General features: G+C 41.7%; 14 protein-coding genes, 1 tRNA gene and 1 pseudogene. 7 read left to right on the plus strand and 9 right to left on the minus strand.

The window, feature by feature from the left end; genetic code table 11:
* Positions 1–67: 67 nt before the first annotated feature.
* Positions 68–1,975, minus strand: a complete 1,908-nt coding sequence (locus HRT75_RS08710; RefSeq protein WP_291185289.1) for a prolyl oligopeptidase family serine peptidase — start codon at positions 1,973–1,975, stop codon at positions 68–70.
* A gap of 380 nt (positions 1,976–2,355) precedes the next feature.
* Here HRT75_RS08710 and HRT75_RS08715 point away from each other — a divergent pair.
* Positions 2,356–2,736, plus strand: a pseudogene (locus HRT75_RS08715) (DUF2306 domain-containing protein).
* A gap of 101 nt (positions 2,737–2,837) precedes the next feature.
* Here the strand turns inward: HRT75_RS08715 and HRT75_RS08720 are convergent.
* The 3 genes from HRT75_RS08720 to HRT75_RS08730 all read right to left on the minus strand — a co-directional run bounded on the left by HRT75_RS08720 (position 2,838) and on the right by HRT75_RS08730 (position 5,533).
* Positions 2,838–4,160 (minus strand): metallophosphoesterase family protein, encoded by a 1,323-nt coding sequence (locus tag HRT75_RS08720; RefSeq protein WP_291185291.1) that lies wholly within the window; start codon positions 4,158–4,160, stop codon positions 2,838–2,840.
* Between the two features lie 105 nt (positions 4,161–4,265).
* The gene (locus HRT75_RS08725) at positions 4,266–5,015 is read right to left on the minus strand and encodes a DUF5995 family protein (protein ID WP_291185293.1); all 750 of its coding nucleotides are present in this window, start codon (positions 5,013–5,015) and stop codon (positions 4,266–4,268) included.
* Between the two features lie 68 nt (positions 5,016–5,083).
* Complete coding sequence (locus tag HRT75_RS08730) at positions 5,084–5,533, minus strand: hypothetical protein (protein WP_291185296.1); 450 nt, start codon at positions 5,531–5,533, stop codon at positions 5,084–5,086.
* A 179-nt stretch (positions 5,534–5,712) separates the two neighbouring features.
* Between HRT75_RS08730 and HRT75_RS08735 the strand changes: the two genes are divergently transcribed.
* Positions 5,713–5,786 (plus strand) — tRNA-Arg (locus tag HRT75_RS08735).
* A gap of 757 nt (positions 5,787–6,543) precedes the next feature.
* On the opposite strand, the gene HRT75_RS08740 is transcribed toward HRT75_RS08735, so the two are convergent.
* The 4 genes from HRT75_RS08740 to HRT75_RS08755 form a co-directional block, all read right to left on the minus strand.
* Positions 6,544–8,343 carry a S41 family peptidase gene (locus HRT75_RS08740; protein ID WP_291185299.1) on the minus strand — a complete coding sequence of 600 codons (1,800 nt, stop codon included), beginning with the start codon at positions 8,341–8,343 and terminating at the stop codon, positions 6,544–6,546.
* Between the two features lie 150 nt (positions 8,344–8,493).
* The gene (locus HRT75_RS08745) at positions 8,494–9,582 is read right to left on the minus strand and encodes a serine hydrolase domain-containing protein (protein ID WP_291185302.1); all 1,089 of its coding nucleotides are present in this window, start codon (positions 9,580–9,582) and stop codon (positions 8,494–8,496) included.
* A gap of 184 nt (positions 9,583–9,766) precedes the next feature.
* Positions 9,767–10,816 (minus strand): helix-turn-helix transcriptional regulator, encoded by a 1,050-nt coding sequence (locus tag HRT75_RS08750; RefSeq protein WP_291185305.1) that lies wholly within the window; start codon positions 10,814–10,816, stop codon positions 9,767–9,769.
* A gap of 205 nt (positions 10,817–11,021) precedes the next feature.
* A complete protein-coding gene (locus HRT75_RS08755; protein ID WP_291185308.1) occupies positions 11,022–11,438 on the minus strand; it encodes a CBS domain-containing protein in 417 nt (138 codons plus the stop codon).
* A 153-nt stretch (positions 11,439–11,591) separates the two neighbouring features.
* On the opposite strand from HRT75_RS08755, the gene HRT75_RS08760 reads away from it, so the two are divergent.
* From HRT75_RS08760 to HRT75_RS08770, 3 genes are read left to right on the plus strand one after another with little or no spacing between them, the layout of a single operon-like run.
* Positions 11,592–12,050 (plus strand): 6-carboxytetrahydropterin synthase, encoded by a 459-nt coding sequence (locus HRT75_RS08760; RefSeq protein ID WP_291185311.1) that lies wholly within the window; start codon positions 11,592–11,594, stop codon positions 12,048–12,050.
* The gene (gene folE, locus HRT75_RS08765) at positions 12,031–12,717 is read left to right on the plus strand and encodes a GTP cyclohydrolase I FolE (RefSeq protein ID WP_291185315.1); all 687 of its coding nucleotides are present in this window, start codon (positions 12,031–12,033) and stop codon (positions 12,715–12,717) included. The genes HRT75_RS08760 and folE overlap by 20 nt, the downstream gene beginning before the upstream one ends.
* A 33-nt stretch (positions 12,718–12,750) precedes the next feature.
* Positions 12,751–13,167 carry a DUF2452 domain-containing protein gene (locus HRT75_RS08770; RefSeq protein ID WP_291185317.1) on the plus strand — a complete coding sequence of 139 codons (417 nt, stop codon included), beginning with the start codon at positions 12,751–12,753 and terminating at the stop codon, positions 13,165–13,167.
* 3 nt (positions 13,168–13,170) lie between these two features.
* Here HRT75_RS08770 and HRT75_RS08775 read toward each other — a convergent pair whose 3' ends face one another.
* On the minus strand, positions 13,171–15,219 hold the full coding sequence (locus HRT75_RS08775) for an HDIG domain-containing metalloprotein (protein WP_291185349.1): 2,049 nt from the start codon (positions 15,217–15,219) through the stop codon (positions 13,171–13,173).
* Positions 15,220–15,357: 138 nt separating this feature from the next.
* Between HRT75_RS08775 and HRT75_RS08780 the strand changes: the two genes are divergently transcribed.
* Together HRT75_RS08780 and HRT75_RS08785 are read left to right on the plus strand one after the other, a co-directional pair.
* The gene (locus tag HRT75_RS08780; protein ID WP_291185320.1) at positions 15,358–16,542 is read left to right on the plus strand and encodes an acetyl-CoA C-acyltransferase; all 1,185 of its coding nucleotides are present in this window, start codon (positions 15,358–15,360) and stop codon (positions 16,540–16,542) included.
* Positions 16,543–16,550: 8 nt separating this feature from the next.
* The coding region (locus tag HRT75_RS08785) for an SH3 domain-containing protein (RefSeq protein ID WP_291185323.1) at positions 16,551–16,878 on the plus strand (328 nt) is incomplete at its 3' end.

The following is a 16,878-nucleotide window of genomic DNA, read 5'->3' on the forward strand; positions in this document are numbered from 1 at the left end:
GAAATAAAAAAACGGTCACGGGCAGTGCAATACCGACCATGACCGTCTTTTGGGTCGCTAATTAAATTTAATCTTTGATCTCGTTGAGTCCCTCCCCTTTCAGGTGGAAATCCAAGAAATCAATAATGCTGCTGTAAGCCTTGATCTGGTTCTCTTTTTTGATAAAGCCGTGGCCTTCATCTTCAAACAAAACATACTCTACTGGCACACCGTTCTCACGAACGCCTTCAACGATCTCGTCTGACTCTACCTGTAACACACGAGGGTCCTGAGCGCCTTGCAATACAATGAGCGGCTTGGTTACTTTGTCTGTGTGGAATAGCGGGGAAATACGCTTGAGACGTACGGAATCTGCTGAATACGGATCACCCAACTCTTTGTAAAGCGCATCTCTAAAGGACTCCCAATACGGCGGAATACTCTTTAGGGTACGCATCCAGTTGGTTACTCCAAAAAGGTTCACTCCTACGTCAAACTCCTCTGGCGTATAGGTCAAGGCCGCCATGGTCATATAGCCTCCGTAAGAACCGCCAATGATTCCAATGTTCTCTGCATCGATCTCCGGTTGAGTGACCAACCAGTTCTTTCCTTCCACGCAGTCTTGCAGGTCTTTCTCACCGTGATTGAGGTCATCCATTTGGTAGAAGGTCTTTCCGTAACCACTACTTCCGCGGTTATTTACGGCCAACACAGCATATCCGTTATTGACCATATACTGAATTAAAGAACTGAAATTCTGACGTGTCTGCCCTCCTGGACCTCCGTGCACCCATACCATTGCAGGCACTTTGTTTTCTGCGGATGCTTGATGCGGCAAATAATAGATCGCAGGAATCTCAATGCCATCAAAGGATTTATAACGCACCACTTTGGCCGTTACCAGATCTTCTGGATTGATTTCCGGGTGCAATACGTTAGTAATTCTATGCTGATCTTTGGATTCTAGGTTATAGGTGTAAAGGTCAGATGGTGCATTCGATCCGCCTACATACATGCGCATCCAGGATTCGTCATCACTAAAACTTACGCTAGTGATGTTCTTGCCTTCAAAATCTGGAAGTGCAATGGGCGTATTGGTTTCGGTGTCAATCACTTCAATGGCGTTCTTACCATCTTCATTGACATAGACCACCATATAACTTCCTTGGGAGGTGAATCCGCTGCCAAGTATATCCCACGACTTTTCTACTACCTTGGTCTTTTCTTGCGTCTGCAGATCATAGGCCATTAAATAAGAGAATTCAGAACCGTGATCTGTGGTGTAGTAGAATGTGCTGTTGTCTTTGGAAAAATCTTGCGCTGAATTCCCGCTGAGCATGCCGTTGATTTTGGTCAGGTTCCCTGTAGCAGCCTCATACAAGAAGAGGTCGCTGTCATTGGTGTTGACTGTTTTGGATAAGGCAAAGAAATTCTCATCGCCAGACATCCCCGTAAAGTCCATCCCATCATTGTTTTGGTACAAAAGCTCCGAGCTGTAATCTGCAATAGACATTTTGTACACGTCAAAAAAGCGAGGATCTCTTTTGTTAGAGCCGTAATAAAGGTGTTGATCATCTTCTGACCAGCCGTAAAAATCGGCTTTAGCGCCCTCATCTGGGGTAATGTCCTTAATGCTTCCATCCAACTCACGCACGTAGAGGTGATCGATCTCATCTCCATTACCGTCTGCGCTCAAAAGCATTCTATCGTCTTGCGGGAAGAAGGAATTCGCAAAATAAGAAGTACTGTCAGACTGCGTTATTGCGGTCATTTCCCCACCCGTTGCAGGTACCGTATACACATTGTAAATACCCGTGCGATTACTAGATACCAGCAGTTTGCTGTTGTCTGTGGAGAAGCTTCCGCCGCCCACAGCTTCGTTATCCATAAACTGCTCTATGGTATAAGCGCCAACTTCGCGCTGGGCTATTTCTGGTTCTTGTTTACAGGAGAAGACTAGGATTAACAGTAGTAATCCAAAATAATTGGTTTTCATGATTTTAATTGTTTCTGATTGATAGTTGTTGATGGCCCGAGGATCTTCAGCAACCACTCAATAGCGGTGAAGAATTTTTCCCAAGGCTCCTTAAAGTTAATTAAAGCCCCTGAATATTTGAGGTTTAGCCCATTATTTTCGATGAACTGATTACTACGGGCCGCTCCATTCTAGTTCGAATTAAATTTTACTAACTTCCACCTTCTACTACCTAAACAATGACTACACAATCCAGAACCATCCGTATTGACTTGATAATTATGGCCTTACTGTCGATTGGGACCGGAGTCTATCCGTTCGTTTTTGCTTTTTTAAAAGGGGCACAAGGGCTTTTTACCACCAAACCGGAAGCGCTACTACAAACCTCTTGGTACGTTCCCATGTTTCTGACCCACGTTCTACTTGGCGCTGTTGCTATCATTGCAGGGAGTACACAGTTCTTTGAATCCTTGCAACACACGCGTTTAAAACTTCACAGAACCTTGGGCAAAATTTATGTGCTTACCGTTATTCCCAGTGGATTGGCCGGATTCGTGGCTGGTTTCTATGCCACAGGGACTTGGTATTCTAAAGCAGGATTTATTTGCTTGGCGATTGGTTGAGTATTGACAACCGTGATCGGCTACAGGAGTATTAAAAAGAAAGATATCAATGCCCACAAACGCTGGATGATGCGCAGCTATGCCTTTTGTTTTGCCTTTGTGACCTTTAGAATCTACCTGGGATCGGGAGCTGCGATGGGAATTGCTTTTGATGATTAATAATCCTAACTGTCCTTTCTGTGCTGGGTGCCCAACATAATCTTTATCGAATGGCGTATTGCTCAATTAAGACGAGCTGCACAGACCGTATAAAGGAGCGCTTAATCCTGTAGTGTTTTTGCTCCGGAGTCAAAGTCTTTCGTGATCACCGCCCGATCGTACTCATCACCTAGAACCGTGTAGGCTATATAAGTCAAGGTATTGTCTTCAATGGTTATGACCTGATAGAATTGTGTTTGTTCTGCGGAATTGTCAGGCTGATAGCCGTCTGCCGCATATGCCTTAATCTGTTCTTTATCCAACTGGTATTGCTTAGGGCCGCTTACAGAGGTTACATAAACTGTTCCTAGTCCATCGGAATCACTAGTATCTGCGGATCGAACAGGAACATGACCTCGGGCATAAGTATGATCGTGACCATTGAGGACCAAATCCACATTGTACTTTTCAAAGAGCGGCTTCCAATTCTCTCTGGCAAACTGAAAGTCACGTCCTTTTGCAGGAGAAAACACAGAATGATGGCAAGTGATAATATTCCATTTGGCCGTAGAGCTGGCGAGCTGCTTTTCAATGTACGTCGTTTGGGCTTCTAGTTGATCATTGGAGTTCAGGACTATAATTCGAATATCCTGATAGTCTACCGTATACACCGTTTCGTGTAACTCTGCGGGTAATTCTTCTATTACTGGTAAGCTGAATTGTGGCCTCCATTGAATGGAGAGTTGTCTGGGACCGCCTTTGGCCAAGGGATAAAATTCATGGTTTCCAACTACGGGAATTGCCGTCCATTGACTGTGAATAAAACCTCCCGCCTTATACCATTCCGCCCATTCTGAATCGCGGTGGGAACTGTTGATCAAATCTCCGGCATGGATCACAAATGACGCATCTGGCGCTGTTTGATAGGCTCTTCTTATTACCCGAGACCAGTGGTCTAAAACCTCGTTCTGCGCATCGCCAAAATAAACAAACTGCGTAGGCGCATAATTTGACTTAGCAGTTCTGAATTGAATCCATTCTGACCAATGCGCTTCCCCGTCTCCCACGCGATAGACATATAATTGATCGGGTTCCAGATCGTTAAACTCGGCACTGTGATAATGAACTCGTAGTGAATTATTGCCTTTGTAAAGACCCAGATCAAAGACCTCTGATTTTGCCTCAAGGGTTTGTGCAGCTGCCACAAATTTAGCATTAACGGTAGCTTTTGCTATCTGTACCTTGGCGTTTACTACTGTTGTATCTGTTCTCCAAGTTACTGCTCTTGAGGTAGCTGGATCGCCGCTGAAGGTCAGTATGATTCGATCTGGGTCTTTGCTCGGAATTTCCCAGTGATGTAGACCTTCATGGTGGTGTTGCGCCCTTAGAGCGGTTAAAGAAGATATAGATAAAACAATTGCAAAGAGGTAGTATTTGATGGTCATAGAATAGAAATTGATGGTATTTGGAACCTAAGGTATTACAGTTCAATCAAAGAAACCAATAATACAATTGAACTTTGCATAAAGAAATGGTTAACCGACATCACTTTAGTCCAGAAGTTCTTTAATTTTTGAGTTGACAGACCCGCGCTCGCTGATCCTAATGATCCAAAAAATAAAGCGCTCTATTCTTCCAGGACGTACAATGCTGCGACCTAATTTTTCGATTTTAAGATCACGAGCCACTATTTCTTGATCCCAAGCAGCTCCTTGAAGAACGACCATTTCATTGGCGTATTTCCAAGCCCCTTCTCGCGCTACAGACATACTGAAATTAACCAAAAAGTCATCAACGTTCTTGGTTTTACGCAGTATCCAAAGTAGCGTTGGCCAGATACGCGCTAAGCTGTCCTGTACCTCTGTGAGCAGTTCTCCCAGTACTTCATTGATTTTGTTGAAATCATTTTCTAGGCTTGCAATATTTGCTGGATCAGTGATTTGAGCGGCTGCTATGCCTAAGTCCAGATTGATATGCGCATTCATGCCTGCCAACAGATGTTGTAAGACAATGATCTTATTGTCTACGGTTGCATCGAAGGCTACTTGCCATGAATTCGTTGGCTTTTCTCCGTTTTTGTATTGCTGATAAGCCTCTATATATCGATTGGCAAAGACCACGTCCAAGCGTTCCATTCTCGGGTTGTCATCAAAAAAACCGGCATCGATCTTTTCTTTGACCCGCTGGGTCACTTTAAGGTAAAGGGCGGCGAAATATCCTAGAGTATCTTCTTGGGCAATAGCTGTATCGACTATATCTTGTAACTCGTGTATAACAGCATCAATCGTGGTAGCACCCATAAGCAAACAGGTTTTGGTTATTAGTTACGGGGAGCTTTACGAAGATACAAGCCCTGAGGCAGAACACCCTACTCGATCTTTACATAATTTTCAGAAAAGGTCAGGTTTCCTTGATCGTCAAAGGCGATCTGGCTATAGGTATCATCGTCCATTTCTAAGCGGAATCTAAACTCGCGAATGGTATCTAAAGCCTTCATCATTTCTTTGGATCCGTATTCAATATACTCGATGAGCATGCCGTCTTTAACTTCATAAGTTCCGTAGCCAAACCAATCGTTGGAATCCGTTGCATCATAACGGGTCCACATAACGTGGCCTTTACTGTAGACCTTTACCTGCCTATATCCGTTTAAGTTGTAAATGGTGTCTGTGACCAAATCATTTTCATACATGTTTTGGTGCTTGAGTTCCCAAACGCCGCGTAGTGAATTTTCAAGATCTGTGTCATTGTTGTTGCGCGTAGACATAAAAACTAGGCCGCACAAGGCTGTGGCAAAAAAGATAGTTAGTTTTTTCATAATGTCGTATTAGTTGATAATGAAGCGGTTAACATCTTTAAGTTACGAAAATTATTTGACTTTGTGAATTTCCGGAGGCACTCAGGGCTTCTAAAAATTAGTCAGCATCCTTTTCAAAATTTCCACCAAGCATATGCGGTAAAATATTCGTAAATTGTATATTTGCGCCCTAGTTATCCGGTCGCGTAGCTCAGCTGGATAGAGCATCTGCCTTCTAAGCAGACGGTCACAGGTTCGAATCCTGTCGCGATCACGAATAAATCACACGATAAGAAAAAACGCCAAGCCACGCTTGAGCGTTTTTTTGTTTGTGGGATTTTCAACGCGGAGCGTTGCAGGATGCTGAACAACGTGAAGCAATCCTTTTGTTTACGCGGAGCGTTGCAGGATGCTGAACAACGTGAAGCAATCCTTTTGTTTACGCGGAGCGTTGCAGGATCACGAGGCGAAGCCGAGTAATCCTCAATGTCATCTCGATACAATTTGCTGCGCAAATCACTCGATGACCGTAAACGGTTTGCATTTTCTGGTGGGATTGCAAAGGATCACGGAGTAATCCTTAAAAAAGAAAGCATCCGGTCACAGGCCGCTACCGCGGTGTAGCTGACTCAATTGTCCACCGGACAATTGATTTTGCAAGCAAAATATCGTTCACTAGCCTGTTCGCGATCACTTAAAGCGCAAACCCTTGCATTTTCTGGTGTGATGGCAAAGGATCACGAGGCGAAGCCGAGTAATCCTCAATGTCATCTCGATAAAATTTGCTGCGCAAATCACTCCATGACCGTAAACGGTTTGCATTTTCTGGTGTGATGTAAAGGAACACGAAACAATCCTAGCGATCACATCAAAAAGAAAACCACACTCCGGAAGTGTGGTTTTTAACTGAGAATTATTTCATATCATCTGGGATTTGCAGATAAATCTAAAAAATCGGAATCCTCAGTTGGTTCAGGGAGTATTATTTAGTTTTTACTTCATTGTCAATAAGCAAAAGCATCCGTTTGGCATTAATTTTTGTTCTCAATATCTTTAATTACGTAGTTCAAATAAGGATCTCTATTTAGAAAGATGTCTTCTTGATCTATACGTATTTCAACGTCAGGAGTGACACCGGAATCCGAGCGTTCAATACCGGGTGAAAAGAATTTCAACGGAATATCGATCTCCATTTTTGAATAAGGCATGGTAAAGAACGCATACTCCCCGCCATTAATTCCTTGTAGATTCCCGCCGGACGCCTCGCCGACGTAGGTGGCAAAGCTGTTTTCTTTTGCCTTATCTAAAAGTGTATAGGTGGCTGAAACATTGGTGCCATTGCCAAAAATGTATACGTTACCCTTAAATGCATTTTCCTTTGGAGAAATATCGGTACAATCATCACCTACCAAAAGCTTATACAATCCATTATCTTCTGCGGAATAGTACTCTCCCGGCAATCCCGCCACCAAAAAATCGATCTTTGGAGTAATATGAGGCAAAACTTGCTCATCGTATTTTACGGTCTTTACAAGCACCTTTTTCTCCCTATTACACAGTAGATTGTCCGTTATCATATAACTTATCAATTCGTTTGCAGGCTCGGTCAATCCCCCACCATTACCGCGAATATCTATAACGAGATTTTCAATCCCCTTGCTTTTCAACTCTTCAAACTTTTGGTCCAACCATCTCTTATGATCGAAACCTTTGAATTCCCATATTGCGAATGTTCCAATCTTCATAATTGCCAGATCATCATTCATTATCTGCAGGGTCCATTGTTTATTCTCTAAGTGATCCTTGCCATAAGTATCAATAATTCTGCGCTCTCGCTCTTTTTTATTTAGCGTGGTTATTGTCGCAGTCTCAGTTTGTGATTTATTGTAATTTGAATATTTAATCACAACTTTCCCATCCTGTATAGGATACAAAAGCGAAAAGTATATGTCAAAAGCCTCCCACTGGGAATTTTGAAAATTATCCAAGGATAAATAGTGATCTACAGAATTGGTATTGCTGCCATCTGTTTTGGAAATGCTTTTCAACTTCTCATATATCTCTAGTGCAGAGATTCCATTGATGCTTTTTATTTCAGCACCCTGTTCTATTGCGTCGTTTTCAGAGACATTCTCAACAACATAAAATTGACCATCAATCACCTTTATACCCAAAGGCAGATAGATATTACCCGAGAATAGGCGCTCCCTCATAGCAGCGTCCATGTTCCAAGGATTCAAATAGGTATGACCACACTTAATTTTAGCAGTCAACTTTGATAATCGGACAAAGAAGTCAGCCTCTGTAATACGCACCGGCAGGTCATTGAGAAAACGGTCAAATTCCTTATCTATATTTTGAGCCGTATTATACCTTAACAAACCTGGATGTAAACCCTCCAAAGCTCTTTTATACAAAGCTACATCTTGAACTAGACTGTCTTTGAGAAGCATTTTTTGATCAACGCCATTAACTTCATAGCGCATGCCTTCAACAGACTTGTTTAACTTGGTTTTTATTTTAACTCTTTTATCAGAATTATTTTTGATGATCGCTTTTTGATTGATTGATACTTGAATAATTCGCTTTTCACCACCATTCAATTGAATTTTATTTTCTATTTGCTCTGTCTGGTTATCAACTAGCAGCAATTCGACCTTTTCTGCGGAAAGGTTTTCCAGATCTGCGTTGAATTGGCTGTTTTCTAATTCCCCTAAAATAAATTGTTGATTGGCCGGAATAGTAACTATAGAATTGACCGAAGAACAACTCCACAGGCTTAAACCAATAATAATGACGAGGCCAATACCCCTAAAAATTTTGCTGCACATAATACCTTTTTATTTTACTGGTTTATACAAACCATAATTACACTATTTAATTTGACTGAAAACGTATCTAGATTGCTTCTCTAGATTGGACATGACTAGAGTTTTGGGTAAATTCAAGACTTTCCATGACAGACTTTACAGGCACAGAACCTATTGATTTAACAGTGTTGAAATAATGGCAACAGCATAGGATTGTATGATATCCGTGCTGTCACTATTAGTTAACAGTACCACTGATATTTGCTTTTCAGGGCACATAATTACGATACTGCCGCTGCCGTAAGTGCCACCGTTCTTCCAATAGACAAGATCATTACCGATATTGAATAATCCCCAACCCAATCCAAGCGCACTCAAGGGCTCTGAATCAAACGGTTTTCTAAGGGCCTTGCAAGCAATTTTTCTAAGCTTTTCATGCTGGGGATCGTTTAAGGCAGATAGAAATTTTAAAACATCCATCACAGAAGATTTTAGAGCACCTGTTCCTTCAGAATCTGCCAGAGCTATCAAAGGAACCTGCGCACTGTTCTTTCGAGGCAGGGCGATATCGTGAAGTCTGTTTTGAGGTACACTGACAAAGGTTGATTGTAGTGCTAATGGTTGCTCAACGTACTTTTCGACTAGATCGGCATAGTTGAGACCGCTTGCAGATTCTAAGATGACCGTTAAAAGTCCAAAGCCAAAATTGGAATACTTTGGAGCGCCATAGTCTTTTAAAGAATCTAGTTGTTCTAGTTTAGTGAACAAGAACTCTTTGGTCAGAAGATCAAAGGGATTGTTTTCGTTAAATGTCGGTTCGTTTTGTAGTAATGCCCAGTCATCCCAAGCAGTAATTGGTATACCCGAGGTATGGGTCGCAAGATTATCAAGAGTGATTGCAGAAAGAACATCTTTATTCTTAAAAGTCTTTGGTAAATAATCTACCAAAAGGTCAGATCCTTTTAAGAGGCCTTCCTCTTCCAATGCCGACAATATATAGGTTGTGTACACTTTGGTCACCGACCCAAGTTCAAATATGGAATTGTCACTCAGGTCTGTTTGTGATGCCAAGTACTTGCCTCCGTAGTAATAGGTATGCAAATCTTTTTGTTGCTGTATGCCGATTGCGAGACCAATATGCGTCGAATCTTTAAAAAACGCCGTGGACAGACTATCGATCAACGCTTTTTGAGCATAAGATGTTGCTATTGTGCAAAAAGAGAAGAATAAAGTAACTTTTCTACTAAATTTTATATTCATTAGACTCACAAATGATACTATAAAACGATATAATTAAAAACAAAGAATACCCAGAATTTAAACACCGAGAATCTTTCTCCAACTTTGTAATCGTTGTAACAATTAGATGCTGCAAACCTAACAATGACAGGTAAATCCGCACTACAGTTTCACCTCAATTGGGTGTCAAAATCGGAAAATGGAACTACTTTTCTGTAGAATTTAAATTGCTGATATACTCTTTTGGGGTACAGTCAAACTTTTTTTTGAAGATGCGATTAAAAGTGGTTTTGGAATTGAAACCAGATTCTTCTGCCAATGCGAGAATAGTAAGTTCTTGTTGTCTACCTTCTCTTAGCAAAGCAACAAAATGATTCAATCTAAGGTCATTTATATATTCATTAAAGGCAACCCCCTTATAATTAGAGATAGCGCTTGAAAGCTGCTTCGAACTAATATTGAGACTGGCGGCCAACTGCTCTAAAGACGTTTCCTTATTACAATATAGCTTCTGCGTTTCTATTTGGTTGATCAAACTCTCATCTATTCCCAAAAAACTTTTCTCTTCTACCCGAACTTTTTTAAGCTTCTTTTTGAAAAAGTAATTTATCATCATCACGGATAATAAATAAGCACTAATACTGGCGAAAACAAGATTTACTAAAAAGAAAGTTCTTACGTTAAGAAACCAAAAATCTCTATTAATCGCAAGCGTAAGTCCCCAACATAGTTTATTTAAGAATGAAATAGACAGGATTACTCCAAATGCTAGTACGAACTTATTTTCGAGGATTAAGTTTTTATTCCAAATCAATCTGAGTCTAAACAAAATTCCAATCGCAATAATAGCTATTCCAGGCTCGATCACTTTTCCATATAAATTCAACCATTGGCCAATCGATACTCCTGATAAGATCAGAAACAAGAGTATATAGGATATTAGCCCTAAAAGAAATATGTAGTTGGTACCCTTTAAAGTTCTTTGAAGTTTCTTATTGTAAGCAACAACAAATAATCCTGGAATAAAAAGGATCAAATGAATATAATAAATGAACCATTCTGGCCTGAACTTTAAAATATGACCAAAATAGATCAAGAAGTCTTGTAAAAACACTAAACACAAGCAAATAACAGCTCCCGAAACAGATTTAAGAAACCCTGGAGATCGCCGACTTAGTATAAAGAATATACTGACAATTAAAGCATTGAACAGGCCAAAGAAAATAATGAAGAACAGTACTCTTTCTGCAGACATGGGTTCAAATTTATCCTATTAAATTGGTTAATTCAAATTGAATAACACAAAGTAAAAGATAAACTTAAGTTGGCTCCTACACCGACAAGAACATTAGATTTTTGTTTGTTAAAATTCAATTTCGAGGCGCCCAAAAAGTTCCAATGAATAGACCCGCCTACCCCCAGTAAGCGGGTCTTATCATCTGATCAACTATGGCAGTTAATTAGTTGTACTGCTCAACCAGATAATCGATCAGGTCCGTAGTGGTTACAATTCCTGTCAAATGCTCGCCATCCATTACAGGTAAGGCGTGAAATTGATTCTTGGCCAACCGCTGGGCCACCTCATGAATGGTATCCGTTTTTTGGACAGTCTCGACATTCCGCGTCATTACTTGTTCAATGGTCAAAGCATCATACATCGCTGTGGTGAGGCTTTCGCCATCCATGGTATTGACAAAACTGATCTTTTGCAAATCGGTCTTAGATAGCATCCCGACTACCTTATTACCACTAACTACAGGCACGTGGCGGAAATTTTCTTCCTCAATCAACGACTTAACGCCATAAAAGGTATTGGTATGGTTAACGGTTTTGATATTTGGTGTCATGATCTTGGATACAGGCTCTCTTTTCTTCATAGGATTAATTGCTAAGGTTATACCTCAAAGCTAGATCTGAAACATTAGTTTTTCTATGACCATTGTCATCTCCAATAGCTTTATAGATAAATTTTGTTTAATCTTTAACACTTATGATTAAACAAAAAACTATCTTTACTAAAAATAATGCTGATGAAAACTACAATGCTAGGCAGCTCAGCCCTCTTAGAACGACCTACGGCGCTAAAAACTGCGATTATTAGACGGGAGCACTTCAATGCGGCACACCGTTTGCATAACCCTAATTGGAGTGAAGCCAAGAATCAGGCGATTTTTGGCAAGTGTAATAACCCACACTACCACGGTCATAATTATGAATTAGAAGTAAAAGTCATTGGATACTGCGACCCAGAGACTGGATATGTGATGGACGCTAAAGTACTATCAGACCTCATCAAAGAGCAAATTTTGGACCGGTTCGATCACAAAAATCTCAACCTGGAAGTTTCAGAATTCAGCAACCTCAACCCAACTGCAGAAAATATTGCACGTGTGATTTACGAGTTGCTAAAAGTTCAACTGCCTTTAGATACTGAATTAAAAATCACCCTTTACGAAACACCGAGAAATTATGTTGAATACCCTTATTAATGGTCATAAACTTAATGGCTTCTCTACCGAAGAAATTGGTGACGATCACCTGTATACAGGAATAGAAACCCCTATGCGCGAGGATGCTTTTGCGCTTTCTGATGAAGAAAAAAAAGAGCAAATTGCTGATCTATTTGGTCAAATCATGGATGTGATGGGACTGGATCTCACAGACGATTCACTTAAAGGCACACCCGATCGTGTGGCTAAAATGTATATTGAAGAGATTTTCAGCGGACTAAACCCTAAGAATAAACCGCGCGTTGCGCTTTTTGATAATAAATACCAGTACAATCAGATGTTGGTGGAGAAGAACATCAGCTTCTACTCCAACTGCGAGCACCACTTTGTTCCTATTGTTGGGAAAGCGCATGTAGCCTATATCTCTTCTGGGAAAGTTATTGGGCTTTCTAAGCTGAATCGAATTGTGCAGTATTACGCCAAACGTCCACAGGTACAAGAGCGTTTGACCAACCAGATCGCAAGAGAGTTGGTCACTGCATTGGATACTAAGGATGTAGCAGTAATCATTGATGCCAAGCACCTCTGTGTATCATCACGCGGTGTTAAGGACGATACTTCCTCTACCGTGACTTCTTATTACGGCGGAGCATTCAACAGTCCTGACCGCATCGCTGAACTGCAGAATTACATTCAGGGACTATAAACACTTAAAACCCGATTTTGCTACCTTTACCTTATGGAAGCGAAGAAACCGGACAACGTAGTATATAATGAAGAAGAGCAGCGTTACGACGCTGCTCTTAAACCATATGCCACCAACGTGGGGGCTCCGGCAATTACTGCTGCCGATAACTCCGGATGGAAACTGACCAGTGTTAAAACGGTCAATGAGCGTTTTCAAGCTAAGTTTGAAGACATACACAGACAATACCAGGAGCTCACCGAACAGTATGAGCGCAATCAGCTTGTTTACAACGCTAAATTCAACTTTACTCCGCAGTTAGGGCAAACCTATCACCTATACCGCGATAAGCACTTACAGCCTTTCTTATCGATTATTGGCCCTACGGAATGCAACTTTGACTATGTGGGTAGCTACCGCATCAATGCAGATAAAATGTGGGAAGAAATAGCCCAAGCGGCTAATCAGTAAATGCTATTCCGGATATTCCACCCTGAGGTGGTAGATATTAGAAAGCTTCTTTTTCAATACCTTTTTTACCGTTTGAATCTCCTTAAAGGTGATGTTGGCATTTAAGAACTGGCCTTGCTCCATTTGCTTGCTGATAATACTCTCAACAAAGGCCTCGATCTTGGTGTAAGTCGGTTCTTTTAGACTTTTACTAGCAGCCTCTACGCTATCGGCCATCATAAGGATAGCTGTTTCTTTGCTGAACGGAATAGGCCCGGGATATCTAAACGGTGCGTCATCCATTTCATCTCCTTTTTGCTCTTGAGCCTTGCGGTAAAAATAATAGACCAAACTGGTGCCGTGGTGGGTACGGATAAAATCGATCACCCGATCCGGCAAGTTGTTCTTTTTAGCGATCTCAATGCCTTTGATCACATGGTCAATAATGATGCGTGCACTTTCTTCTGGCGCCAAATCATCATGAGAATTGACAGCGGTGGCCTGGTTTTCTGTAAAATAGGTTGGATTGGCCATCTTACCAATATCGTGATAAAGGGCGCCTACACGAATCAACATGGCATTAGCGCCAATCTCATTGGCAGCAGCTTCAGCCAAATTCGCTACGTTGAGCGAATGGTGAAAAGTACCCGGTGCTTTGTTAGAGAGCTCTTTAAGCAATTTAGAATTGGTATCGCTCAGCTCTAAGAGGGATACATCAGAAACCAATCCGAAGATCTTCTCATAAAAATAGATCAGTGGATACGACAACAAGGTAGCCAGACCTGCCAGAATGAAATAGCCAAAGGTCAGCTCGTCTAAACTGGTGATTCCACCCTCATGAATAATGTTGAATGCCAAATAACCCAACATATAAATGACGGTGATCTGCCCCACAGAGATAAAGAGGTTTGCACGTTTATACAATTCTGAGACCGTAAGTATAGTGACGATCCCAGCAATTATCTGCAGGAACATATACTCAAAACTGTTTGGCACAATAAATCCTAAAAGCAGCACCGTAAGCACATGAACAAACAAGCCCAAACGTGGATCAAAAAAGGCTTTAAGAATCAGCGGCAACACACAAAGTGGTACCACATAAACGTATTTTGGGTCATATTTCACCACCAAAGTGGTCAACAGGACCATCAGCACTATATTGAAAAAGATAAAAGTGACCTTGGTGTTATTGGCAAAGATCTCCTGACGGTACTTGCGTAAAAAGAGCAAGAGCATCATCAGCGCCAATGAAACCAATAAGGAGTAGCCAAAAACGATCCAATTGTAATTGGACTTGGTCCAAACTTGGCTCTCGTATTCCATACGGAGCGATTCCAAGATCTGATACTTCTCCCCTTCTACAACCTCTCCTCTGGCTATGATTCGCCTATCGGCCTCAACGATACCTTTGGTGGGCGAAATCCCTGCCAAGGCCTCTTCTAAAGTGGTTTCTGTAAAGCGTTTGTTATAGCTGATATTGGCCTCAAAGATGCCCGACAAGGCGTTTAGCAACTGACCAGCATCTGCAGCATACACGCTGGAAGTAATTTGCTCATTGAGGTAATTGTTTAGGTTATCCAGCAGCATCAAACGGCCAAAAGCAATACGCGAACCTTGATTACCCTCACGAATAAAAACCATTTTATCTTCTGGATAAGGCATGGTCTGGGATATGAGCCCTGGATTATAGATCTGGCTGATCAAAGAGCTTCCGTAAGTACTCAAAACCGACAAGGGATAGGTGCTTGTAGAATCCACATAAACTGAGGACAAACGGTTTTCAAAGTTTTGGGTAACCCGCGTGACCACGCTGGCATCCCGATCAAAATAAGGGGTGATATTATTTCTGATCTCTTCTTGCTCCAAGGCAATAGCCCCAGCATCTTTTTTGATCGCAAAATCAAAAGGTGCATACAGATTCTCATCTTGCCAAACCTGCCCCTTTTGATAATCGTATTTGAATTTACCGCCTTTGGGAAAGAAATAAATGATCAATACTGTGGCTGCTACAAAGAGTACAGCTTTGTAGAGTAGGGATTGGTTTCGATAAAAGTTAAAATTGAATTTTGCCATCTTGAATTCACTCAAAGATACCGATATAATTGGATTTGCCAAGCCTAACCACACGCATTGACTCAGATGTTAATTGGTTGCTGAATCTTTATAAAAATTGTAGTTTTGCAGGACAAATCAAACACCTAAAAAACTGTTATGTCTACAAAAAAAGTTGTTATCGTATCTATGGCCAGAACCCCCATTGGGAGTTTTATGGGGTCTTTATCATCGCTTACTGCAGCCCAATTGGGAACCGCAGCGATCAAAGGCGCTCTGGATAAGATCAATTTAGATCCGAAGCAAGTAGACGAAGTATTGATGGGCAATGTGGTACAAGCCGGAGTTGGACAAGCTCCAGCGCGTCAAGCGGCCTTAGGGGCAGGTATCTCAGACCACGTTCCCTGTACTACAGTAAATAAAGTATGTGCTTCTGGAATGAAGGCGGTAATGCAAGGAGCTCAGGCCATTCTTTTAGGCGATGCAGAAATTGTTGTCGCTGGAGGAATGGAAAGCATGAGCAATATTCCACATTACCTCCCGCTTAGAAAAGGGCACAAATTTGGACCGCAAACCATGATTGATGGGATGCAAAAAGACGGCTTAGTTGATGCGTATGATCAAAACGCCATGGGTGTTTGTGCAGATCTTTGTGCCACTGAGTATGAAATCAGTCGAGAAGATCAGGATGCATTTGCAATCCAATCCTATACCCGTTCTGCTGCAGCTTGGGAAGCTGGAAAGTTTGCCGATGAAGTAGTTCCTGTTGCTGTTCCACAACGCAAGGGAGATCCTGTAATCATTGCAGAAGATGAGGAGTACAAGAATGTACGCATGGAAAAAATACCTCAGCTTAGACCGGCCTTTACCAAAGAAGGTACGGTGACTGCTGCAAACGCCTCTACCATTAATGATGGTGCTGGCGCAGTAGTTTTGATGAGCGTGGAAAAAGCAGCTGCTATGGGACTAACACCCTTAGCCGTTATTGAATCTTATGCCGATGCTGCTCACGAACCGAAATGGTTTACCACAGCTCCTGCAAAAGCGCTTCCTAAGGCATTAGCTAAAGCTGATGTGAGTATGGACGCTATTGATTACTTTGAATTCAACGAAGCATTCTCTGTAGTTGGCTTGGCCAATATGAAGATCTTAGGACTAAATGACTCCAACGTCAACGTAAACGGAGGTGCTGTTTCTTTGGGACACCCACTCGGATGTAGCGGTGTTCGAATCTTGATCACCTTGATCAGTGTGCTAAAACAGAACGACGGAAAGCTTGGTGCTGCGGCTATTTGTAATGGCGGCGGAGGTGCTTCAGCCATGGTTATTTCTAACCCTAACTAATACGGACCTTGAATTACGGCCTTTGCCCTTTAAGTATTGTTCCCGTTAGAGAATCTGCGGCAGATACCAGTGAGCTGGTGACGCAAATACTCTATGGCGAGCACTTTAAGGTGTTAGAGTCGCGAGCTAAATGGAGTAAGATCCGTTTGGAATGGGATGGCTATGAAGGCTGGATCGATAACAAGCAGTGGTTCCAGATTGATAAGGAACAGTACGATGCTTTAACTGATCAGCAAGAAGTGCTCACTGCGGACTTGGTAGATTTTATAACCAATGAAGCAGGGCAATTGATGCCAGTGCCCATTGGAAGCTGTGTTCATTCCACGCAATTTTTGG

This window comes from Gilvibacter sp. (assembly GCF_013214815.1).
Classification (GTDB): Bacteria; Bacteroidota; Bacteroidia; order Flavobacteriales; family Flavobacteriaceae; genus Gilvibacter.

Coding starts and splice junctions, on each gene's coding strand:
- HRT75_RS08710 (WP_291185289.1), bottom strand. CDS start 1,975: ATGAAAACCAATTATTTTGGATTACTACTGTTAATCCTAGTCTTCTCC.
- HRT75_RS08720 (WP_291185291.1), bottom strand. CDS start 4,160: ATGACCATCAAATACTACCTCTTTGCAATTGTTTTATCTATATCTTCT.
- HRT75_RS08725 (WP_291185293.1), bottom strand. CDS start 5,015: ATGGGTGCTACCACGATTGATGCTGTTATACACGAGTTACAAGATATA.
- HRT75_RS08730 (WP_291185296.1), bottom strand. CDS start 5,533: ATGAAAAAACTAACTATCTTTTTTGCCACAGCCTTGTGCGGCCTAGTT.
- HRT75_RS08740 (WP_291185299.1), bottom strand. CDS start 8,343: ATGTGCAGCAAAATTTTTAGGGGTATTGGCCTCGTCATTATTATTGGT.
- HRT75_RS08745 (WP_291185302.1), bottom strand. CDS start 9,582: ATGAATATAAAATTTAGTAGAAAAGTTACTTTATTCTTCTCTTTTTGC.
- HRT75_RS08750 (WP_291185305.1), bottom strand. CDS start 10,816: ATGTCTGCAGAAAGAGTACTGTTCTTCATTATTTTCTTTGGCCTGTTC.
- HRT75_RS08755 (WP_291185308.1), bottom strand. CDS start 11,438: ATGAAGAAAAGAGAGCCTGTATCCAAGATCATGACACCAAATATCAAA.
- HRT75_RS08760 (WP_291185311.1), top strand. CDS start 11,592: ATGAAAACTACAATGCTAGGCAGCTCAGCCCTCTTAGAACGACCTACG.
- folE (WP_291185315.1), top strand. CDS start 12,031: ATGTTGAATACCCTTATTAATGGTCATAAACTTAATGGCTTCTCTACC.
- HRT75_RS08770 (WP_291185317.1), top strand. CDS start 12,751: ATGGAAGCGAAGAAACCGGACAACGTAGTATATAATGAAGAAGAGCAG.
- HRT75_RS08775 (WP_291185349.1), bottom strand. CDS start 15,219: ATGGCAAAATTCAATTTTAACTTTTATCGAAACCAATCCCTACTCTAC.
- HRT75_RS08780 (WP_291185320.1), top strand. CDS start 15,358: ATGTCTACAAAAAAAGTTGTTATCGTATCTATGGCCAGAACCCCCATT.